The following is a 21,640-nucleotide window of genomic DNA, read 5'->3' on the forward strand; positions in this document are numbered from 1 at the left end:
GATTTCTTATTTTGAAAACAGTTTAGCACGCAACCTCTGAAACGGATATTCAATCAAAACGTAGAGCGGAAACGCCAAAAGAAGAATAAAAACGAATACTACCAAGAATTGACCAAAAAATACGGCGTTCGATTCCGGCGCCGACTGGATTCCCAGAATAGAAATTGCGACACCGATCAAAACCAAATGCCAGAGATAAATCGTAAAACTCATCCTTGCTATGGGAACGAATATGGTCAGACTGAGAAATCTGTGCAACAATCCCTCGAAACGAACGATTGAAAGAAATAAAATTCCTGCAAAACCGAGATTCAAAAAATTGTATCGGATCGTGTGGATTAGAATGTTACTTTGTCCTTCGTGAATCCAATGCGCCGCATACCAAAGGCAGACAAAAAATATTAGGAAAGAATAATAGAGTAGACCGTTTTTCTGAAATTTTGCTACGATCCGCTTGTGATTTACGTAAATATCCATCGTGATCACACCTGCCAAGATCGAATCAAACCGAGTGTGGAATGGAAAGTAAATTTCACGAAAGTATTCCGGAGAAGAAGGATAGCTGGTTGTCAAATAAATCCAAACCCGAGTCAGAGTCGGAATCAAAAGAAGGAACCACAAAAATAACTGTCTCACTTTGGCGTTTCTCTTAAACAAAACCCAACCGCAAAAATACGGAAAAACCAAATAGAACTGTTCTTCCATGGAAAGAGACCACGTATGAATGTTAAACCCTTGGACATAGTTACCGAGAAAAACAAAATCCCCCCAAGAATTCATCAGAGATAAACTCAGGCGATTTGTTTGCTGCAACATCTCCTTCTCTTGTGCGATCTTCAGCGCAAACGTCAAAAACGCAAAGCTGATCGTGAGAAAAAGGAAGTAAGGAGGAAAAATTCGAAGCGTCCTTTTTAAATAAAAGTTTTTGTAATTGATTTTTCCATTTCGTTCCCAGCCTTTCCACAATCCCATCGAAATCAAAAACCCGCTAAGAACAAAGGAAAGATCCACTCCGGACCAGAAATAAGATTCGGAATGAAACGTTCCCAATTCTTCCCATACGAGAGCGTAGTGATTCAAGATGACTAATATAATTGCGAAAGCGCGAAGTCCATTGAGAGATCGGATCTCCGTTTCTCGATAAGACCAGAGGTCTTTTATAATCGCCTTCATGCTTTCTCCAATTTTGTTATCGAAACTTTTTTCAATTCGCCTCCCGCAATTCTCCAATCAAAATAAAACGTCTCGGTATTCATACGCACGGTGATTTGGATTCTTTTTATTGTATACGGATCCAACAATGAGGAAGGCCAAAAAATTATGAAAATATTTCGGAATCAATTTCCGTTTTAAATTTTTGCATTCTGCTGCCGTTAGAAACGGAGTTTCGGTTTCAAGTTCCATTCTTCGTTTTTATTATTTCTCGAATATATAGAAGAATATATTCAGATGATAAATCAATATTTCTTTGTTTGGGGAATCTATATTCTAATTTTAGAATATAGATATAAAGAGAGAAAGTATCAAAAGCCGAATCGGCTCAGAGAAAAAAACTGTAGATCGGGAAAATTCTTTAGGGTTGAATGTTGCTCGAAAGAAAAGATAAAACGAAGAATTTTTAAAAACCGGGAAAAACGAAGGAACAAAGTGGAGAGGAAAAAAGAGAACCGCAGGTTCCTTGTTTAGAATCTGCGGTTCTTTGTTTTTACAGCGCGTCCCAAAGCTTAAGTTTACTTTATCAGAAAGATCAAGCCGCAAGAATCTGTCCCAGTTTTGGACAGCTTCTTATTTGTTACGCTTACGCATATTCGCATCGAGGTATTTCTTACGAAGACGTAAGCTCTGAGGAGTTACTTCCAAAAGCTCGTCGTCGTCTAAGAATTCGATATTCTGCTCAAGAGAAAACTTTCTCGGCGGAATCAGACGAATCGCCTCATCCGCTCCGGAGGAACGAACGTTACTCAGCTTTTTCTCTTTTACAGGATTCACTTCGAGGTCATTCTCACGAGAATGGATTCCTATGATCATTCCGGGATACACAGCCGTGTTTGGTCCGATGACCAATTCTCCCCTCTCCTGAATCTTCCAAAGTGCGTATGCGGTCGATTCTCCGGAGTCCATAGAAATAAGAGCGCCGTTCTTACGACCAGGGATCTCTCCTTTGTAAACGTCGAAACGGAGAAAACGAGAAGACATCACACCTTCACCGCGGGTTTCAGAAATAAAGTATCCTCTAAAACCGATAATTCCTCGTGTCGGAATTACGAATTCCACTCGAGTCATTCCGGATGGATGCGCGTCCATCAGCTGGAGTTCACCTTTTCTTCGGTTGAGTTCGGAGATGATCTGACCGGTAAACTGATCCGGAATGTCCATCACCAAATATTCGTAAGGCTCCAACTTCTGTCCTTGTTCATTGGACTTTAAGATTACTTCCGGACGAGAGACTTGGATCTCGAATCCTTCTCTTCTCATGGTTTCGATGAGTACGGATAAATGGAGTTCTCCGCGCCCAAGAACCTTAAAACGATCCTTGTCTTCGGTTTCTTCCAATCTCATCGCAACGTTGGTTTCCAATTCGCGGTCCAGACGTTCGCGGATGTTACGAGTGGTTACGAACTTTCCTTCTTTTCCCGCAAACGGAGAATTGTTTACCATAAAATACATGGAAACGGTCGGTTCTTCGACTTCGATCGCCGGTCTCGGAGCGGGTTTTCCCGGCTCGCAGATCGTGTCTCCGATAAAAACGTCGGGAAGACCCGCGATCGCGATGATGTCCCCCGCTTCTGCGGTGTTGACCTCGTTTCTTCTCAAACCTTCGAAGTTGTATAATTTTGTGATTCGAAAGAGAGTCGTATCCGCAGGCGCCGTCGTATCCGTTTTTTTCGCGGCCAATTGAATCACGTTCATCCCAAGAGCCATCTTTCCGGCGTAAATTTTTCCTACGGCGATTCTTCCAACGTAGTCGTTGTAATCCAAGGAAGTCACTTGGAATTGTAGAGGAGCTTCGTTGTCGGCTTGAACCGGCGGAACGTGACTGAGAACCGTATCCAAAAGAGGATCTAGATTTGAGCCCGGAGATTCGCTGAGGTTGTTCACCGCCCAGCCTTGTTTTGCGGAAGCGTAAACAATCGGAAAATCCAATTGTTCGTCGGTTGCGCCCAAGTCGGAGAAAAGGTCAAAGACCATATCTACGACGGCTTCCGGTCTTGCTCCGGGACGATCGATCTTATTGATGACAAGAATGGGTTTGTGTCCGAGTTGAAGGGACTTTCCGAGGACGAAACGTGTCTGAGGCATAGGTCCGTCAAAGGCATCTACGAGAAGAAGACAGGAATCCGCAGTGGAAAGAACTCGTTCCACTTCCCCGCCGAAATCCGCGTGGCCGGGGGTGTCTACGACGTTGATTCTGGTTCCCTTGTAGACGACGGCGGTGTTCTTTGCTTTGATCGTGATTCCTTTTTCCTTTTCCAGGTCATTGGAGTCCATGATCCGATCCGTGTCTTCTTTGGCAGTGACTGCTCCGGTCTGACGGAGGATTCCGTCTAAGAGGGTGGTTTTCCCATGGTCAACGTGGGCGATAATAGCGATATTGCGGATTTCCATTCTAAGACCAAAAATTTCGGAAGCCTCCTGGTGTAAACCTGGTTTTTTGTCAATTTTTTAAGGAAGGCCGTTTCCGGAGAATTTGACCTTCTTGTAAATGTAGGAACTCCTCTAAAATAAATCCGGGCGGCGAGTTTCCGCGTGTGCGGAATAGTTAGAGCTCCTACAAGATCTTACGGAATAAAGATGGTTTGTATGAGGAGTTCCCGCAAAACACGGAGGAGGTTCCGTGGAAAAATCGGAGGAGTTCCTACTTTTAGAGATTCTCGGGCGAAAAAAGGACACCCTTCGATGAAAGTGTGAGTTCCTACAACGAGAAATCTGAACAGTGAAGTTTAGAGTCCCGGAATAAAATCCGGTTCTAAAATTCTAGGACAATATTGAAAGATCGCGCTGAGATAGTGTCTCGCGATGGAATGAAAGATCCATTCTCCCGCATTCTTGAGTGACTCTTTGAATTCAGGGATGGGATATTCCATTCTTCGAAAGAGAGAATCCAGATCCCAGTCTTCTTCTCCGGGAATTACTTGGATCTTGAGCATCGCGTAGAAGGAATGATTCTCCGGATCGTATCGAAAAACGAGAGAACGGGACGCAAAAGGATTTCGAATCGTAAAGGTGGCCCAACTCCCTTTTGGACCGGATTCTCCTCCGCTCAGAGAATAGAGTTCGTATCCGTGTTCCTTTTCTTCTCCGAAGAATTCTTTGAATTCCGAGTAGAAGGCTTCCGCAAATTCTTTTTGTTTCTTGAGAATGGGATCGGATTCTTCGGACATATTTTGGAAAGAATTTTAGTCCTTTCGTTCTTGGGAAGCCTTTTGAAAAAGAGGGAGTTCCTACTTTTAGACGTTCTTCGGGAAAGGTCTTTGAGGTTCCGTGAAATTTTTGGGAGTTCCCACACCGAACAAATCTCCTTTCACAGAGTGCGATTCTCTTACAAGTGTGAGTTCCGACGTCCTTCTTAAAACGATCAATCCCATTTTTTCCACCCGCAAGGGACAGGGAGGCCTTGGTCTGGTAAATAAAACGGGCGCCTCCCCTTTTTAGAACGCCCTTTTTTACCAGACCGAGCGGGAATCCGCGAGGCCGGACTCGGCCCGGTCCGCCCTCTTAAGAACGCCTCCTTCGTTTTCTCCGTGTTTGGCGGATGCGGCCAAAATTTATTTCTTTCTCCTCCAAAAGAAATCGGATAAAATCCTTGCCGATTTTCAAATTTCGGATTCGATCTACCGGTCTTTTGAGAGGAAAATTTATGAGTCTACAAACACACTTTCGTTCCTGCACTCTCTGTGAAGCCATGTGTGGTCTTCGGATCGAAGTGGAAGACGGTAAAATTTCAGCGATCCGTGGAGACAAGGACGATCCTTTCAGCCGAGGTCATCTCTGCGCGAAAGGCCCCGAACTCAAAAATCTCTATGAAGATCCCGATCGTCTTAAATTTCCCGTTAAACGAACTCCGGACGGTTGGGTCCAAGTTTCTTGGGTGGAAGCCCTCTCGGAAACTGCAAAGGCGCTTTTCGAAATTCAAAACAAATACGGAAACGATTCCGTCGCGGTCTACAACGGGAACCCGAACGTTCACAACTACGGCTCCATGCTCTTCGGTCAGAGATTCTCGAATCGTCTCAAAACTAAAAATCACTACTCTGCGACTTCCGTGGATCAACTTCCTCACCAGCTTCTTTCTTATCTTATGTTCGGTCATCAACTCCTCATTCCGATTCCGGACATCGACCATACTCAATACTTTCTCATCTTAGGTGGAAATCCTTTCGCTTCCAACGGAAGTCTTATGACGGTTCCCGACGTGAAAAAAAGATTAAGAGAACTTCAAGAAAGAGGCGGAAAGTTTATCGTCGTGGATCCTAGGAAAACGGAAACGGCAACACACGCCGACGAACACGTCTTTATCCGTCCCGGCGCCGACGCTTTTTTTCTATTAGCAATTTTGCATGTTTTTTTTGAGAAGAATCTTGTGAAACCTTCCTCTCTTTTTGATTCCAAGGATCTTTCTTTTATCCGCGATCTTGCTTCGGAATATTCTCCTTCCAAGGTGGAGAAAGTGACGGGAGTTTCCGCTTCCACGATCGAAAGAATCGCCTTGGAATTTTCTTCTTCCGAGAACGCGGTTTGTTATGGAAGAATCGGGGTTTCTACTCAGGCATTCGGCGCGCTCTCCCAGTGGCTTATCAATCTTGTGAACATTCTCACGGGGAATTTAGATAAGAAGGGAGGAGCGATGTTCACCCTTCCCGCAGTCGATCCGATCGATCCTAAAGGAGCTCTGAAAAGTTCTCCGGGAACCTTCAATACGTTCCAGACAAGAGTGAGAAAACTTCCCGAGTTTAGCGACGAACTTCCCGTAGCCGCTCTCTCGGAGGAAATGCTCACTCCCGGAGAAGGTCAGATCAAAGCCTTTGTGACCTCCGCAGGAAATCCCGTTCTTTCCACTCCGAACGGTTCGAAGCTCGAAGAGGGTTTGAAGAATTTGGACTTTATGGTCTCCGTCGATTTTTATATCAATGAAACCACTCAATACGCGAATTACATTCTCCCTCCGACTTCCGCGCTGGAACACGATCACTACGACATGATCTTCAACGTCTTCGCGGTTCGGAATACGACGAAGTATGCGCAGCCGATCTTCGATCCGGAACCGGGAATGCTCCACGACTGGGAAATTTTTACCGATCTCACCAAAAGACTCGAATTGTTGAGGGCTGGAAAACCGCTTCCCGATCAACTGATCACCGCTAAACTAGGACCTTCTTCGATCATAGACTTCGCCCTTCGAACCGGTCCCTACGGTGAAAAAGGAAAACACAATCGGATGCTCAACATTCAGTTGTTAAAAGAAAATCCTCATGGAATCGACCTCGGTCCTCTGATGAGTTGTTTTCCCGAAAGACTTCTCACTGAAGATAAAAAAATCCGTCTTCTCCCCAAACCCGTGTTAGACGATCTCCCGAGACTTAGAAAAAAATTCGAAGAATGGTCCGAAACAAAAAGGGGGACAAACTTTCTTCTCATCGGAAGAAGACATCTTCGGAATAACAATTCCTGGATGCACAATATGCCGAAACTCATGACGGGAAAAAATCGTTGTACACTTTTGATCCATCCCGATGACGCTAAGAATTTGGGAATTTCCGAAGAGGAAGAAGTCCAGGTGGAATCCAGGGTGGGAAAAATTCTCATCCCCACCGAAATCACCGATGAGATTATGCCGGGTGTTGTGAGTATTCCTCACGGATTTGGTCACGCGAAGAATGGAGTGCATCTAAATGTTGCAAAACAATTTGCCGGTGTGAGCATCAACGATCTCACCGACGAAGAATCCTTGGACGAACTTTCCGGAAACGCCGCTTTTACGGGAATCCCGGTCAATATTCGAAAAAAGTAAATTTGTTTTTTTGTGGTTTCCTTTTTTGAAAGGAAAAAGGAGTTCCTACTTTTTCAAGCGGAAGGTCTTTTCCGAAAATGTGAGAGTTCCCACACAAGTTTGGTTCATCGATCATTCGAGATTTTAGGGATCGATACCGGAAAAAGCGGAAGATGGGAGTTCCTACTTTTTCAAGCAGAAGGTCTTTTACGAAAATGTGAGAGTTCCCACACAAGTTTGGTCCATCGATCATTCGAGATTATAGGGATCGATGCCGTAAAAAAGCGGAAGATGGGAGTTCCTACTTTTTCAAGCAGAAGGTCTTTTACGAAAACGTGAGAGTTCCCACACAAGTTTGCTCTACCTATCATTCGATGATGATCGGGATCGATGCCGCAAAAAAGCGGAAGATGGGAGTTCCTACTTTTTCAAGCAGAAGGTCTTTTCCGAAAATGTGAGAGTTCCCACACAAGTTTGGTTCCTAAAGAAAAAGCAGAGTCAAAAGTCCGTAAATCCAAATGTGGAAACTCCCTCAACCGGGTAAAGGAATCCGATCCACTTCCCCAGGGACAGCGGGAAATCGCTCTTCTTTCCATTCCAATTTGGCTCTTTCAATTCTTTCCAAAGAAGTAGAAACGAAATTCCACCAGAGATGTCGTCTTTCCGGAAGAGGAACCCCTCCCAGAAGAATGGCCCGAACACCTTCTCTCGAAGAAAAAGAAATTTTTTCTCCCCGATCAAAGACCGCCATCTGTCCGACTTCAACCTTATTTCCATAAACTTCCAAACTCCCCCGAGCTACGTAGAGAGCGGATTCCTGATCAAAAGGAATATCCCATTCTCCTTTTGCCCCTGCTTTTGCTTCCAGATCACCGTAGAAAAGAGAAGAATACACTTTCACAGGAGAACGTTTCCCTGAAAATTCTCCGGCGGCAAGACGGAACTCCCAGAGGTCTCCGGAGAGGACCGGAATCTGATCACGATCGAGATGAAAGAATTCGGGATCCACTTCTTCGGAATCTTTGGGAAGCGCGACCCAGGTTTGAATCCCCTCCAGAAAAGAAAAATGAGGATCCAATTGAGAACGTTCGCTGTGAGCGATTCCCGAACCGGCGGTCATCCAATTGATTTCGAAAGGACGAATTGGCATTTCCGTTCCCAAACTGTCCCGATGGAGAATCACTCCGTCGTAGAGATAAGTAATCGTCGCGAGTCCGATATGAGGGTGAGAACGAACTACAAGTTCCTTTCCGGTGTGGATCGGAACGGGTCCCATGTGATCCACAAAGACAAAAGGACCGACATGACGCGCATCAAAGGAAGGAAGAATTCTTCGAACCCGGAAATTATCTCCGAGATCTTTTAGAACGGAGGAAATGATTTTCATAAGATTAAAACTTAGACTCCTCTTCCAAAAGGAATTTCAACTTTTCATCCTCGAACTCAAGAATGATGCTTTCGCAAAGATCCTACCGCGATCCAAAGACTCAGCGCCGTCAATGCGGTGCCCATCCAAAGCGGAGCCTCCGGAGAATACACAGGTGCGGTCTTCGCCGTAAAATAGGCAAACAATCCGGTCATCAAAATCGGACCGATGATCGCGGTCACGCTCATCAAACTGGTAAGGGCGCCCTGCAATTCTCCCTGTTCATTCGAAGGAACCTGAGAAGACATGATTCCCTGCAGAGGAGGCATCGCGATTCCACCAAAACAATAAGGAATCAAAAAGACGAACATCATCCAACTCTGAGTGGCAAGCGCGAATAATGCGTATCCCAGAGTGCTCAAAGCCAGCCCCAGGTAAATGCTTCGGTTCTGACCCAAGACCGGAAGAATCAATCGAATCAGCACGCCCAAAGTAAGCGCGTAAACAAAACCTACCACTCCGAGAGAATACCCGACCATAGCTTCGTCCCATTGGAACTTTTCCATCGTATAATAATTCCAAGTACCTTGAACCGCATGAGCGGCGGTGTTGATTAAGAAAAATGCAAGGACCAATCCTAAGATCATTGGATAACGTTTGAGATTCAGCAAGGATCCGATCGGATTCGCTTTGGACCACTCAAACGTTCTTCGATTCTCCTTGGATAAGGATTCCGGTAGAATAAAAAAACCGAAAAGCCAGTTGATAAGAGTCAACGCGGCCGCCGCTAAAAAAGGAGCCCTGGATCCAAACTGTCCCAGAGAACCTCCGAGAACCGGGCCGATGATAAAACCAAGTCCGAAAGCCGCCCCTAAAATCCCAAAATTGGCGGCCCTTTTTTCAGGCGGGCTGATATCGGCGATATACGCATAACCGGTCGTAAAACTCGCGCCCATAATGCCGGCGATCACACGCCCTACAAACAACCAAAAGATCGTCGGGGCAAAGGCTAAGAATAAATAATCGAGGGTAAACCCAAACAAAGAAGCGAGAAGAACCGGTCTTCTGCCGAATCGATCGCTCAGACTTCCCACAAAAGGGGCGCAGACAAATTGAACAAAGGAATAAGCAAACATCAACAAACCGCCCGTAAACGCAGCGTCGCTAAGGGACTTGTGCGTTAACTCCTGAATCAATTTTGGAAGAACGGGAATGATGATTCCAAATCCGATCACATCAATGAGAACGGTAACAAAGATAAAACCTAAAGCGGCTGGACGTTTAGCATTCATAAGGAACACTAAACAAATAGTAAGCACGGGATCAAGAAAAAAATAAAAAAAGATAGCTCGAAATCTTGGAATCACCGTTCCATAAAAGAACTTTGGAAAAAAACCTTTCCAAAGTTTTTTTCCAAAAGAAATTCAGCTTTTTGAATTCACTAAGTTCTATTTATGATCCGTAAATTTGACAAAGAAGAATTGCATACTATCTGCGACCGTCTTTTTCGGATCGACTCGGATTTACATTCCATTTTTCTAAAATATGGATATCCTCCCTTTTGGAGTCGAAAACCGAACTTTGAAACTCTGATTCATATCATTTTAGAACAACAGGTTTCCCTAGCTTCCGCCAAAGCCGCCCTCGACAAACTCAAAAAAAGAATCGGAAGCGTAACCGCAAAAAAGATCGTTTTGTTAAACGACGCCGAACTCAGAGAATGTTATTTCAGCAGACAAAAAACGGTTTACGCAAGGGAACTCGCTGATGCGATCCTATCCAAAAGAATCGTCCTTTCTCAGCTGACCGATCTTCCGGACGAACAAATCCGGGACCGCCTAACAGCCGTAAAAGGAATCGGAAACTGGACCGTGGACGTTTTTCTTTTGATGTCTCTCCATCGTTCCGATATTTTTCCGATCGGAGACTTGGCGTTGATTCAATCTTTGAAAAAAGTAAAACGACTTCCCGCTAGGACTTCTCAGGAGAAAATATTAAAACTTGGGAAAAAATGGGAACCGTATCGTTCGATCGCGTCGATGCTTCTCTGGCATTCTTATCTTGAGGAAAAAAAACGGGGTTAAAAAACCGGGAACCGGCCGGATAACGATTTCAGAAACTACTTACTTTTTAATTCTTAAGATCAAAAATTGATTTTGAATCTCCTTACTTTCCAAGGAAAAACCGAAACGACCCTCCATCTGTTTGAGAATGGTAAACAATTTTCCGCCGTTTAAAAGCGCCACGACCTCGATCACCATTCTTCCCTGAGAATCGTTTCCCCTTTCGTTTAAGGAATTCACGCCTCGGATGTTTCGAATCCAATGCGCCAGCTCGCTTTTGGAATATTCTTCGTAACTTAGATTTTCGAAAGTCAAACGGATCGTGTTTCCTCGTTTCCATTTTTCCGCAAGTTGTCTCAAAAGAGAAGGTTTCATCTCCGATAAAAGTTGATCGAGGGCTTTCTCCGAACCGAATCGAAGATCGATCGCGGGTTTTCCGCCTTGCAGATTTCCGGAAACTAAAACTTTACCCGAAGCGGTTTCCAAAAGTTTAAAATCCAGGGAGGCAAAAATACTACGAAGTTCGGTTCCTTGCGCGAGAAGATCGCCCTCTTTAGAAACAAAATCCGCGATCCAGAGCAATTCGACTCCATTCTTCCGGGCTAATTCCAGAAAAGGTCGAGGGTTTGTTTCTTTCGAGTTTTTGAGAACTCCATTCCATTTTTTGAATTCTTCGGGAGCGATGGAAATAAAATCAAAGGAGGGATATCGGGAAATCAATTTTGTTTCGAGAAGGGTTTTCACATCGGATTGTTTTTCGTTTCCGAATGTTTCGGAAGCGATCAAAAGGATTCGCGGTTTTCCTAAAAGTTTATACTGCTCTTCGATCGATTCTCCCAAACGGGTTTCGTCCACAATACCGCTCGCACGAAGAAATATTCTATTTTTTGAATGTTTTGTTTCGAGGGTTTTGTATCTCCGTACCAGACCGACTTCCGAAGATTCTACGATATTTCCCAAGTAAACCGAATCCAAAAGATAAGAATGTGAGACGACTTCCGTTCCCAAAACCTGACGAATCATCTCCATCTTCGCATTTTTTTCGGCGTCTTGAAGATCGTTTCCTTCGGCCTCGACTTCCACATAACCCGGCTCCGAGTCCTTTTTTTGAAAAGAACAAGTCATAAGAAGAATCGAAAAAGAAAGATAAAAAAGCGAAAAAGAGCGGGGGTGCGAGCGAAGCGGTTTCATCTTGTTTTTCCGAGAGAATTTAGAAAATTCTCCAGAGCGTTTGTTCCCGCTTCGGTATAACCTTCTGTTTTTAAAAGAATCCCTTGTTTCTGGTCGAGAAGAATCACGGTTGGCAATCCTGAAATTTTCGCTTGAGAATAACTGGAAGAAAGGGGATCGATCAAAATTTCAGTTTCGTCCTCAAGCTTTAGAATTTTAGAATATTCTTTTCCGGTTTGAAAGTCGTCGCCCACAAAGACGATCCAGAATCGAATCCGAAATTCGCCCAGCGATGAAAGGTTTGCTTTTTTGGCAAGACTCAAAAGAATCGGAACCTGTTCCTTGCAAGGTTTACAGGAAGAACCCGTAAAATTAAGAATCAAAATATCCTTTTTTGAAAATTCTCGAAGAGAATCGGAAAGAACAATTCTTTCTTTTTTTAGATTGTAGAATGCAAAGTTAGAAAGGGGTTCCGAAGAGACAGTTCCCCAAAAGGTCAGAAAAAGAATAAGAAAGGAAATTATTTTTTTTGAAATCAAAAAACCGGGATCGTTCATTGGATTTGATTTCTCCCCTTCCAAGATGGGTTTTGGAAAGAGTTTGTAAATCGCAATTTGAAAAATGGAAATAATTGTTTACAGTCCGAATTTTCGGAATGAGATATTCAAAATAGGATGATCACGATGCGCATTTGGTTTCCTCTTTTATTTTTTATTTTGTGGATTCCATTCTCGATCTTTGCGCAGACAAAACCCTCGAAAATTTACGTTCATAAATTGACGGTCGAGGGAAATTTTGGTTCCGGTTTGGAGAATCGTTTTCGAAACGGAATCATCAACTCGGTCCTTCATAACTTCGAAGGAAGATATACGATCGTGGACGACGAATCCATGCTCATTCTTTATAAACAAGTGGAAGCTCTCCAAAAGACGGGTTGTTCCGATGAGATTTGTATGAAACAAATCGCGGACGCGATCGATGCAAACGAAGTGATTTCCGGAACGATCGCGTCCAAAAACGGGCTTATCTATGTTTCTCTTCGAAATCAGACAAGGGATTCAAAAACGCTTTCTTATTCCATCAAGTCCACGTTTCAGATGGAGTTTCCCGAATTTCTAATGGATTATTATGCGGGAGAATCCGGAAGAAAACTTTTAGATCCGAAATACAATCTCGATCTGGATCACGCACCGACTTCTTCGAGCGGGAACATGAGTGTCGCATTCTTAAAAATCAAACCGGTTCCAGGAACCAACCTCAATTCTATGGAATTCAAAACCTCCGATAAAATTTTAGAAGCCGTTTTGGAAGAAGTAAGAGAAGAATTGGATCAAGCCGCTAAACTTACGCTTTCCAAAGATTACCCGGAATCCACTGAAATTTATATCAAGATCTTAAACGCCTTCGAAGATCGTCTCTCGGAAGAATCCCGAAAGAAACTGGAAACATTCATCAAACAGATTCGGACTAGTATAACGAATAATTATAGTTTAGAATATAAGGAAAAGATAAACGACTTGGATCGCGGGCTTTTCGAGACAAAAAAACAAACTCCTGAAGATTTAGAGAAACATCTAAACGCCTACGTTTCGTTAGCGGAAGAATATTCGACAAAAGTTCCCGAAAAAAACAGACAAATTCAGATCCAACAGAGTATTCAGGAAAGAAAGGATCAAGTAGAATCCGCTTTGTTTTCTTTGAAGGAAAAAGAGGCGGACCAAGCCTATTCTGTTTTTGATTTTTCCCTCGCTTCGAAATTGTATGGAATTCTGTTGAAGGATCTCGGTCAAAAATCGGGATCATATTATAAAATTCTTAAGGAAGTCGTGCAAAAAAAATCGGAGACTTCCGAAAAAACGGGACGTTCTCATCTAACAAATCGGCTTGATACCCTTTTTCTAAGAATCGAAAAAGAGTTTACTGCGGAAGCCTTGGCTTCCAACGAAGAAGAGAAGGAAGAACACCAGAAAGTAATTCACGATGCTTTTCGGGACGGGATCATAACCTTGGCCAAATCCGAATTCGCCAACCTTTCCCAAATTGAAAGAATCAAAAAAGAAATCAAAAGGGTGAACCTAAAACTCCACGAACCGATTTCTATTCAGGAACAATTAAATTCCCTTTTGCACGAAGGTTTGGAAACTCAGAACCCGACTCAGATCATCAACAGCCATCAACTCGGCGCCGACTGGGAGTCTAAAACCGGCCTTTTCTGGGGTTCGGCGAAATCCAAGTTGAGAGATATTTTAGAGATGGCCGTTAAACTTCCGAATCCAAACGGAGAATTCAAAAAACTCTTCAATATTCAATATCAGGAAGGTCGAACAGAACCGTCCAGATCCGGAAAAGATGAATTCAACTCTTCGTATATTCCAAATTTAGAATTTTCTAAAAAGAAAATCAGAAAACAGACGTCTCAGAAAGAAAGCTACTGGGAATCCGTAAACGGTAGTTATAACTGGTATCAAGCTAGTCAAATCTGCGGTTCAAGAGATCTTCGTCTACCGACCATCGAAGAATTGGAAGATTCTTATGAAAGCGGGGAAACGGAATCTTGGACAGCGAAGGACGAAGACAAACGATATTGGTCTTCCTCGATCTCGATGGGTGAAAATGGGGCCTATAATTTGGATGTTTTCAAAGGCGAAATTCGCTGGGATCATCTGAGCAATTACGCAGGAGTTCGTTGTATAAAATAGTCGTTCTCCGGGCGCAAAGCGGGTGCTGAAAAATTCGTTAATAGATATGGCTCCGTGTGACTTGGAAGGGAAAACGCTTTTGACTAATTCGGAAACCAATCTCGGTAATCTAAAACGTAAAAAAGGGAGCCTGGTTCGGTTTGAAGTCGTCGAAAAACAAGATTGTATCGTAGATCGAGATGAAGGATATAACTGTAACAGTTGTGAAATGCGGGAGCTCCCGCATTCACTGTCTCCACGATAGAATCCCCGACTCCCAACTCTTCCAACCACAGCAGATAATTAAAAAGATAACAACGGGAGACACCGTGTGTCTGCGCAAGCATTCCTAAATAAGTCCAGCTCCCGGTGCTCAAACGGATGTTCACTCGTTTCATTTTCTCTTTTCCAGGACTCGGCTGATACAATGTCTTACGCGCGTTTTCTCCAAGGCGTCTCGTCGAGGTAAGATATTTTCCATAGGTTCTCAGCAATTGGGGAATTCTTTTCGGCAATGATTTTGCATCCTTTACGCTTACGCCCAGACGATCCAAAGTATTCTCCGGAATCAACAGAGTTACGGTATCCATTCGACTTTCCTGAAGACTGGACGAAATTTCTTGATCCGCATTGAACGTTAAGTATCCCATATATCATTTCAGTTCCAGGATCACTTTCAATCGGAGGCGAATCCCACAAAAAAAAGTTTTTCCGAGTATTTTCTCGCAGTTTTTTGCGGCCTTTCCGCCTTTTTCCCACAAAAGACTATCTTAGAATTTTCGGCTCCGCCCAACACTCCGAACAAATCCTTTCCCTTTATTAAAACACGGACCGATACAACTTTGAAGATTCCAGAATTTTGAATTCCCTTCACAAACAGGAAGGTCTTCGTTCAAAAAAACAATTCTCCCTGCTCTCCCATTTTTTCAAACGAACGTCTCGATCTAATTTTGCATTTTTGATTTTATTGACTACAGGCCCGTTCTCGTTCAAGTAAAATGTTAAAGGACTTTCCATGCGTGAGCGGGCTGAAGGGCGCCTCCGGCGTCCTCGCAGAGGACGAGCGGGAATCCGCGAGCCCGTAGGCACGCGACTCGAAGCGAGCTCAAAAGAACATTCCACCTTCTGAATATTCCGCGAGAGGCACGCCCAAAATCTTGGCCACAGACTTCTTCTCCTCAAAGGTTAAAATTGGGTTCTTAATACTTTCTTATCAAATTTTCCCACGCTCGTTTTCGGTATCGTCTCGATCTGTCTTATATCCTCATGATTCGGGAGCTGCCAATTCGCAAAATGAACTTTCAATACTTCTAATATAGATTTCTTATCAATGGCCTCGCCTTCCTTTGCAACCACGAACACGACCGGCACTTCACCGCGTATTTCGTCCGGTTTTGCAACGACGGCAGCTTCCAATATTCCGGGAGCTTTTAAAACCTGACTTTCCATTTCAACGCTTGATATCCATTCCCCTCTTGTTTTGATCAGATCTTTTTTTCGATCCGTGATCTGTATGTAAGAATGTTCGTCGATCGTGATCACGTCCCCTGTTCGAAACCATCCGTCCTCCGTAAAAGATTCCCGGCTCGGATTTCCGTAATAAGACGCTGTGATCCAAGGCCCTCTCACTACAAGTTCCCCCGGAGTTTTCCCGTCCTTTGGTATCTCCTTCCCTTGATCGTCGATTCCCTTGAGTTCGACTCCCGCCACAGCAGGCCCTTGTTTGGCGAGTATATGCATTTTTTCTGATTCTTCCATTTCACTCATCGTCGTCTTCAATCTGCAGACGGTTCCCACCGGAGACATCTCGGTCATTCCCCAAGCATGGAGTATTTGAATTCCAAAATCGTTCTTAAATCCCTCGATCATCGACTGTGGCGCCGCCGAACCCCCGACTACCATCGTATGCAATCGACTCAGATCGTAAGAATTCTTTTTGAGATGTTGATAAAGCACATTCCAAATCGTAGGTACCCCGGCGGCGATGCTCACCTTCTCCTCCTCCAAGAAGGAGGCAAGCCCGTGTCCTAATAGATGTTTCCCCGGAAGTACGAGCTTCGCCCCGGTAAAAACACAGGCGAACGGAATTCCCCACGCGTTTGCGTGAAACATCGGGACGACAGGTAGTATAGTTTCCTTTTCACAAACTCCTAAACTATCGGACATACAGATCGACATCGTATGGAGATAAATGGATCGATGACTGTAAACCACCCCTTTCGGATTCCCCGTCGTTCCGGAAGTGTAACACATTCCTGCGGGTTCGTTCTCTCCAACTTCCGGCAACACCACGGTCTTTTCGTTTCCATTCTTTAAGAATATTTCGTAGTCGTCCGCGTCCGGCAAAGCGGCCGCGGCCGTCTCTTCCAAATCATCCATGACGATAAACTTCGGCTTTTTCTTAAACTGCGGAAAAAGTTCCAAAAGAATCTTACTCAAACTCTTATCCACAAAGATTACGGAATCTTCCGCGTCGTTTACGATGTAAACAAGCTGCTCGGGAAAAAGTCTTACGTTTAACGTGTGTAATACGGCGCCCATCGCAGGAGTAGCGAAATAAACCTCAAGATGCCGATAGTGATTCATTCCAAAGGTTGCAATCCTCTCTCCCGAACGAATCCCCGCTTTTTGCAATGCGTCGATCAACTTCGTCACTCGAGTATAAAATTCCGAATAAGTATATCGATGAATCGATTCGTCGTTCATCTTTGTTACGATCTCTTTCTCCGGATGAACGTCCTTCGCCCTTCTTAAGATCGCGGGTACGGTTAACTGATAATTCATCATCGTTGATTTCACTTTTTTCTCCCCGAATTTCGATTTCTCTTCCGTGTTGTCGAAGACGGAATTCTATGTCGTTTTCATAGTTCGTCAACGAAAAGTTATCCGTCTAACATCGGAAAAATAACCGTTTGACAGACAGCTTTTCCGGTTTGAAATGGAATCGGAGCATAGATTTTGGAGTCAAAAGAACCTTCTAAAAAATCGTCCGGTTGGCTACTTTATATCGCGGCCGGAATCCTTTTATTTTCCGCACTCATCTTTCTAATCAGTAAATTCAATCGGACCGGTTTGGAAGAAAAGATCGCCGCCGGGAAACCGATTTATTTTCTCTTTCACGCCGTAGGCGATTCCGAAGAATACGAATTCGGAATTTTGGCGACTTTGTTTCCTTCGAACAATCGTTGTGCGCTCTACTTCATCCATCCCATCACTTCTTTCGATGATCCGGATGATTCTCTCGATCTCCTCAAATCGGGAGCCAAGTCTTCCGTAAAAAGTGCAGTCACTGATTTGATCGGCACCAAACCTCATTATACGATCAGCCTCTCCGCTTCGAATTGGATTCGAATTGTGGATCTTCTCGGAGGCTTGAACATTTATATGGACAATAGGACCGTCCGAAATTCTTCCGAATACAATCGCCAAGACGGAGTTTATACGATGTCAGGACAAGACGTCTACGACTACGCGGTCACGATGGACAAAAAGGAAAATCTCGATTATCTGGATCGTATCAGCAGAGAAGAAAGTGTAGTCCTGACTCTCTACGAAACTCTGAACCAAAGAAAAGAATTCCTCACAACCCCTCTTCTCATCTTCGCACACAGCCTCGTCGAAACGGATCTTTCCAAAGAGGATTTTATCAGCCTCGTCAAGTTCGTTAATTCCAGAAGAATTCAATTCGGCATCTCCGAACTCCCGGGCGAACCCCTCAACGATCCGAAAACAAAAAAAACGTATCTCAAAACCGATATAGCAAGGGCCAGGGTCGCCTTTCGTAAATTTTCAAAAGATATGAACTCCGATGTTTTTGCGGACGCGGAATTCGGAAGAACCGAAGTTTTGAACGGAACCGAAGTCGCAGGACTTGCAAAAGACGTCCGCAGCATTCTTTCCGATAAAAGAATCAAGGTTTTAGCTGCCGACAACGCGTGGAAAAAAGGTTTTCCTAAGACCGTTGTGATAGACCGCTCGGGCAACACGGCGATCATGGATAGAATCTCTACCGTTTTGGAAAAAGCGGAAGTGCACCACGTATTGAGAAAGGATCAAGGCTTAGACGCAACCGTCGTCGTGGGCTCCGATTACGAACCGAGAAAATAATTTTCATGAACTCCGCCCCAAAAGAAATACCCACAACCAAAGAAATTCTTCAGATCATCCACGACATTATGGTGGATAAAAAATGCGAAGAAATCAGCATTCTTAACCTGGAAACCGTAAACAGTTATCTCAGTTATTTCGTGATCTGCACCGTGAACTCCGCAGTTCAGGCAAACGCGGTCGCAAGAGAAGTCAGAAAAACATTAAAAGAATTTAAACTGGCCCACAAAGAAGCGGACAAAACGGGAACTTCGGCGACCTCCGGCTGGACCCTACTTGATTTCGGTGAAATCATCATTCATATCATGACTCCCGAAAAAAGGGAATACTACAATCTGGACAGACTCTGGCGCGATGCCAAGAGAATGGAACTCTAAAGGAGAATTCGTTCCTTTCGGATCGGCCGTTCGAAAATGATTTTTAACTCCGCCGTTTTTATCTATTTTTTTCTGATAGTTTTAGCGGTTTCCTATTTTTTCGCCGCTAAAAAAACTTCGAGAAGAATTCAGAACGTTTTTCTTCTCATCGCTTCTTATACGTTTTACGGTTGGTGGGACTGGATCTTCTTAGTTCTTATCATTTCCACTTCGGTTTCCAACTTTTACATCGCTCTTCTCATAGAACAAAAAGAATCTTCCAAAATCCGAGGTTGGCTTTTGTTTTTAGCGGTCGTCATCGACATGGGGATGCTCGGCTTCTTCAAATATTATAATTTCTTTATAGAGAATATGGGGGTCGCGGTCAAAACCTCGGCGGGACTTTTTGGGGTCGAAGATCCGACCCTTTTCCAAGACTCAACGTTTCTTCAGATCATCCTCCCGGTCGGGATCAGCTTTTTTACGTTTCAAACCCTTTCGTATGTGATCGACGTCTACTTTCGTAAACTAAAGGCCGATACGAACCTCGTCGACTTCTCTCTTTTTGTCTGTTTTTTTCCTCAGTTGGTGGCGGGTCCGATCGAAAGAGCCGGAGATCTTCTTCCTCAGATCAAGGAAGACAGAAAGATCAATCTGGATCTTTTTTACAAAGGTTGTCTTTTGCTCCTCGTGGGTTATTACATGAAAACCTATGTGGCAGACAATCTCGCAGAACTCGTCAATCTCGTTTTTCTGGACAATCCTTTGATCTACAAGGCCAATCCGGATTTAGCGGGAGGACACTCCGCGATTCATACGATTTTGGCTTTTATCGCGTTTTTCTTTCAGATCTATTGCGACTTCGCGGGATATTCTTATATCGCAAGAGGGGCCGCATTCTTACTCGGATTCAATCTCAGTGAAAACTTCATCACCCCCGAGTTTAGCGTAAACTTCAGAGAACTTTTCCGGAGATGGCACGTTACCCTCAACCGCTGGTTTACGGATTACGTCTATATTCCGTTAGGCGGAAGCAAGGTAAGTAAACTCTACAATTTTAGAAATCTATTTATCATCTTCGGGCTTTCCGGGATTTGGCACGGGGCGAGTTGGAACTTCGCCTTCTGGGGTTTGTGCTGCGGTCTTTATATCGTCCTTTACATGATCTTCAGAGAACCGTTTGACCGACTCAAACTTTTTGCAAAATCCAAGTTCCCGATTTTAAACCACGCATTCTTTACCAAAGGGTTTTTCTTTTGGTCCTGTTTTTTTACGACGTTTATGTTCGCGATGACTTCGATTTTTTTCAGAAGTTACGACGGCAACCACGCCAAAATTCTTTTCTTAGGAATTTTCGAAAACTTCTTCACACTTCGAGGACCGAACGACCAGATCAGCGTCTTCAACTATTTTACCGAAATCGTAAAAGTCATCGGGCCTCTCCTCGTATGGGACTACTTTCATTTTAAGAATAATTCAGCATTCTTTATATTCGAAAAACCTGCTGTGATTCGGATTCTTACTTATGTTTTTTTCTTTTACTGTATAGTTCTGAAAGGTGTGTTCGGCAAAAATGTCATTTACTTCGCTTTTTAAGAATAAAGTAGTTCTCACCGTTCTTGCAATCGTGATCGGAGTCGAACTCCTCGCCCGATTTACGAATATCTATTTTTACGAACATACCGAAGTATTTCTCGTAAACAACGTCAGAAAAAAGATGGAATCCGGAACCTTGAACCACAAAGGCCTCATCTTCGGGGATTCCAGAAGTATGTCCTTGGTTCCTTCGAAAGAATCGAACGTCTACAACTTCAGCCTTCCTGCGATGGGAGCAAGATATTATACTCATTACCTCGCAAAATATCTGAAAGCGGGAAATACAAAACCGGAATTTATTCTTTTCGCGTCCAGTCCGGGATTGATCGCCGGCGGATACGGTGATCCGATCGTGGACCCGGCTCTGATCAAATACGTAAAACCGAATATGGGTCTTCCCGAATACCTTGAAACCCGTTTTGTTTCCGGTCTAACACATAAGAATTTCGTAATGGAAGGCCGGAAGGAAAGTATGCAGAAGACGGTTTCCGAAATCAATTGGAAATTCTTTTCGCATAGAATTCTTCATCTTTTTTCCATCGGGGAGATGTTCGGCCAATACAAGGGACCGGAATTACTCTACGTCCTTTCTTCTTCAATTCCGAACGTGTTCTCCACTTATCGATATAGAAAAGCGCTCCTAAACGTATTTTCCTATGAGAATTACAAACCGGCGGAAGCGTCGATGAAACTCGACTGCAACTGTGAAGAGCTTTATACTCCTCAGTGTATGGCGCCGGAAAGTAACTTCCGGGACAATCGTTGGATCGCCGATAAAATCTCCTTTCAAAACGGAGGTTTGAATATTTCGGATCGTATCAAACCTCAACACGCGCTTCTCTATCGGATGAGTCAGGACAAACTCAAAGAAGAAATCCTGGCGCCTTACAAAGGAGAACCTAATTTTGATTTTTCAGCTTTTGAAGACTTTCTGAAATACACTCAGACTCGGAACATTCAGGTTCTTTATATCGTAATGCCGTTTCCGGATTATATCGAAACGACTGGATATTTTCCGAAATTCTGGAAAGCCTTCGAACCCCTCAAAACAAAGTATCCTCATCTCAAAGTGATCGAATTTGAGAAACAGTTTCTGAAGCCTGATTTGTATTCCGATCAAATTCATTTGAACTGTCAAGGAGCCCAGGCTACAAACGAAATGTTCCGCAAATTGGGATATTGAGAAGAAGCCGAATCATTTTCCACTTTTAAACGGCGCGCTCCGCGCGCCTCCCGTCCTCTACGAGACTTAAAAAAAGTAGGAACTCCCCTCTTTTTTCAAGTCCACGGCAGAGTTGAGGTTCCAAACAAAAGTA

16 protein-coding genes are annotated in these 21,640 nt (G+C 43.9%); 7 read left to right on the forward strand and 9 right to left on the reverse strand.

The annotated features are described in order from the left end of the window. Positions 1-6: 6 nt before the first annotated feature. The 3 genes from JWG44_RS02125 to JWG44_RS02135 all read right to left on the reverse strand — a co-directional run bounded on the left by JWG44_RS02125 (position 7) and on the right by JWG44_RS02135 (position 4,382). Positions 7-1,173: an acyltransferase family protein gene (locus JWG44_RS02125; protein WP_205273309.1), complete on the reverse strand. Its 1,167-nt coding sequence runs from the start codon at positions 1,171-1,173 to the stop codon at positions 7-9. A gap of 612 nt (positions 1,174-1,785) precedes the next feature. After that, positions 1,786-3,606: a translational GTPase TypA gene (gene typA / locus JWG44_RS02130; protein ID WP_205273310.1), complete on the reverse strand. Its 1,821-nt coding sequence runs from the start codon at positions 3,604-3,606 to the stop codon at positions 1,786-1,788. Positions 3,607-3,941: 335 nt separating this feature from the next. After that, positions 3,942-4,382: a hypothetical protein gene (locus JWG44_RS02135; protein WP_205273311.1), complete on the reverse strand. Its 441-nt coding sequence runs from the start codon at positions 4,380-4,382 to the stop codon at positions 3,942-3,944. Between the two features lie 521 nt (positions 4,383-4,903). Here JWG44_RS02135 and JWG44_RS02140 point away from each other — a divergent pair. Then, positions 4,904-7,009, forward strand: a complete 2,106-nt coding sequence (locus JWG44_RS02140) for a molybdopterin-dependent oxidoreductase (protein ID WP_232371451.1) — start codon at positions 4,904-4,906, stop codon at positions 7,007-7,009. A gap of 511 nt (positions 7,010-7,520) precedes the next feature. On the opposite strand, the gene JWG44_RS02145 is transcribed toward JWG44_RS02140, so the two are convergent. Next, positions 7,521-8,375, reverse strand: a complete 855-nt coding sequence (locus JWG44_RS02145; RefSeq protein ID WP_205273313.1) for a pirin family protein — start codon at positions 8,373-8,375, stop codon at positions 7,521-7,523. 56 nt (positions 8,376-8,431) lie between these two features. Further along, entirely contained in the window at positions 8,432-9,646 is a 1,215-nt protein-coding gene (locus tag JWG44_RS02150; protein WP_205273314.1) for a TCR/Tet family MFS transporter, read from the reverse strand. 162 nt (positions 9,647-9,808) lie between these two features. Between JWG44_RS02150 and JWG44_RS02155 the strand changes: the two genes are divergently transcribed. Continuing rightward, on the forward strand, positions 9,809-10,438 hold the full coding sequence (locus JWG44_RS02155; protein WP_205273315.1) for a DNA-3-methyladenine glycosylase family protein: 630 nt from the start codon (positions 9,809-9,811) through the stop codon (positions 10,436-10,438). Between the two features lie 39 nt (positions 10,439-10,477). Here JWG44_RS02155 and JWG44_RS02160 read toward each other — a convergent pair whose 3' ends face one another. Together JWG44_RS02160 and JWG44_RS02165 are read right to left on the reverse strand one after the other, a co-directional pair. Then, entirely contained in the window at positions 10,478-11,608 is a 1,131-nt protein-coding gene (locus JWG44_RS02160; protein WP_205273316.1) for a hypothetical protein, read from the reverse strand. Beyond that, positions 11,605-12,144, reverse strand: a complete 540-nt coding sequence (locus JWG44_RS02165; RefSeq protein ID WP_205273317.1) for a TlpA family protein disulfide reductase — start codon at positions 12,142-12,144, stop codon at positions 11,605-11,607. Before JWG44_RS02165 ends, JWG44_RS02160 begins: the two co-directional genes overlap by 4 nt. Positions 12,145-12,270: 126 nt before the next feature. Between JWG44_RS02165 and JWG44_RS02170 the strand changes: the two genes are divergently transcribed. Next, on the forward strand, positions 12,271-14,286 hold the full coding sequence (locus JWG44_RS02170; RefSeq protein WP_205273318.1) for a cag pathogenicity island protein CagA: 2,016 nt from the start codon (positions 12,271-12,273) through the stop codon (positions 14,284-14,286). 83 nt (positions 14,287-14,369) lie between these two features. Here JWG44_RS02170 and JWG44_RS02175 read toward each other — a convergent pair whose 3' ends face one another. Then, a complete protein-coding gene (locus JWG44_RS02175; protein WP_205273319.1) occupies positions 14,370-14,915 on the reverse strand; it encodes a DUF1564 domain-containing protein in 546 nt (181 codons plus the stop codon). A 535-nt stretch (positions 14,916-15,450) separates the two neighbouring features. Next, positions 15,451-17,064: a long-chain fatty acid--CoA ligase gene (locus JWG44_RS02180; protein ID WP_205273320.1), complete on the reverse strand. Its 1,614-nt coding sequence runs from the start codon at positions 17,062-17,064 to the stop codon at positions 15,451-15,453. A 159-nt stretch (positions 17,065-17,223) separates the two neighbouring features. On the opposite strand from JWG44_RS02180, the gene JWG44_RS02185 reads away from it, so the two are divergent. Genes JWG44_RS02185 through JWG44_RS02200 form a run of 4 tightly spaced genes read left to right on the forward strand, consistent with a single transcriptional unit; the run spans position 17,224 to position 21,507 of the window. Next, positions 17,224-18,372 (forward strand): LCP family protein, encoded by a 1,149-nt coding sequence (locus tag JWG44_RS02185; RefSeq protein ID WP_205273321.1) that lies wholly within the window; start codon positions 17,224-17,226, stop codon positions 18,370-18,372. Positions 18,373-18,377: 5 nt separating this feature from the next. Beyond that, positions 18,378-18,749, forward strand: coding sequence for a ribosome silencing factor (gene rsfS, locus JWG44_RS02190; RefSeq protein WP_205273322.1), 372 nt, complete (start codon positions 18,378-18,380; stop codon positions 18,747-18,749). A gap of 36 nt (positions 18,750-18,785) precedes the next feature. Then, positions 18,786-20,324, forward strand: coding sequence for an MBOAT family O-acyltransferase (locus JWG44_RS02195; protein WP_205273323.1), 1,539 nt, complete (start codon positions 18,786-18,788; stop codon positions 20,322-20,324). Beyond that, a complete protein-coding gene (locus tag JWG44_RS02200) occupies positions 20,302-21,507 on the forward strand; it encodes a hypothetical protein (RefSeq protein WP_205273324.1) in 1,206 nt (401 codons plus the stop codon). The genes JWG44_RS02195 and JWG44_RS02200 overlap by 23 nt, the downstream gene beginning before the upstream one ends. Positions 21,508-21,640 lie beyond the last annotated feature (133 nt).

Origin of the sequence: Leptospira ainazelensis, from assembly GCF_016918785.1 — a bacterium.
In the GTDB taxonomy this organism is placed as follows: domain Bacteria; phylum Spirochaetota; class Leptospiria; order Leptospirales; family Leptospiraceae; genus Leptospira; species Leptospira ainazelensis.

Excerpts from the sequence above, each read along its gene's own strand:
- JWG44_RS02125 (WP_205273309.1), bottom strand. The coding sequence starts at position 1,173 with ATGAAGGCGATTATAAAAGACCTCTGGTCTTATCGAGAAACGGAGATC.
- typA (WP_205273310.1), bottom strand. The coding sequence starts at position 3,606 with ATGGAAATCCGCAATATCGCTATTATCGCCCACGTTGACCATGGGAAA.
- JWG44_RS02135 (WP_205273311.1), bottom strand. The coding sequence starts at position 4,382 with ATGTCCGAAGAATCCGATCCCATTCTCAAGAAACAAAAAGAATTTGCG.
- JWG44_RS02140 (WP_232371451.1), top strand. The coding sequence starts at position 4,904 with ATGTGTGGTCTTCGGATCGAAGTGGAAGACGGTAAAATTTCAGCGATC.
- JWG44_RS02145 (WP_205273313.1), bottom strand. The coding sequence starts at position 8,375 with ATGAAAATCATTTCCTCCGTTCTAAAAGATCTCGGAGATAATTTCCGG.
- JWG44_RS02150 (WP_205273314.1), bottom strand. The coding sequence starts at position 9,646 with ATGAATGCTAAACGTCCAGCCGCTTTAGGTTTTATCTTTGTTACCGTT.
- JWG44_RS02155 (WP_205273315.1), top strand. The coding sequence starts at position 9,809 with ATGATCCGTAAATTTGACAAAGAAGAATTGCATACTATCTGCGACCGT.
- JWG44_RS02160 (WP_205273316.1), bottom strand. The coding sequence starts at position 11,608 with ATGAAACCGCTTCGCTCGCACCCCCGCTCTTTTTCGCTTTTTTATCTT.
- JWG44_RS02165 (WP_205273317.1), bottom strand. The coding sequence starts at position 12,144 with ATGAACGATCCCGGTTTTTTGATTTCAAAAAAAATAATTTCCTTTCTT.
- JWG44_RS02170 (WP_205273318.1), top strand. The coding sequence starts at position 12,271 with ATGCGCATTTGGTTTCCTCTTTTATTTTTTATTTTGTGGATTCCATTC.
- JWG44_RS02175 (WP_205273319.1), bottom strand. The coding sequence starts at position 14,915 with ATGGGATACTTAACGTTCAATGCGGATCAAGAAATTTCGTCCAGTCTT.
- rsfS (WP_205273322.1), top strand. The coding sequence starts at position 18,378 with ATGAACTCCGCCCCAAAAGAAATACCCACAACCAAAGAAATTCTTCAG.
- JWG44_RS02195 (WP_205273323.1), top strand. The coding sequence starts at position 18,786 with ATGATTTTTAACTCCGCCGTTTTTATCTATTTTTTTCTGATAGTTTTA.
- JWG44_RS02200 (WP_205273324.1), top strand. The coding sequence starts at position 20,302 with ATGTCATTTACTTCGCTTTTTAAGAATAAAGTAGTTCTCACCGTTCTT.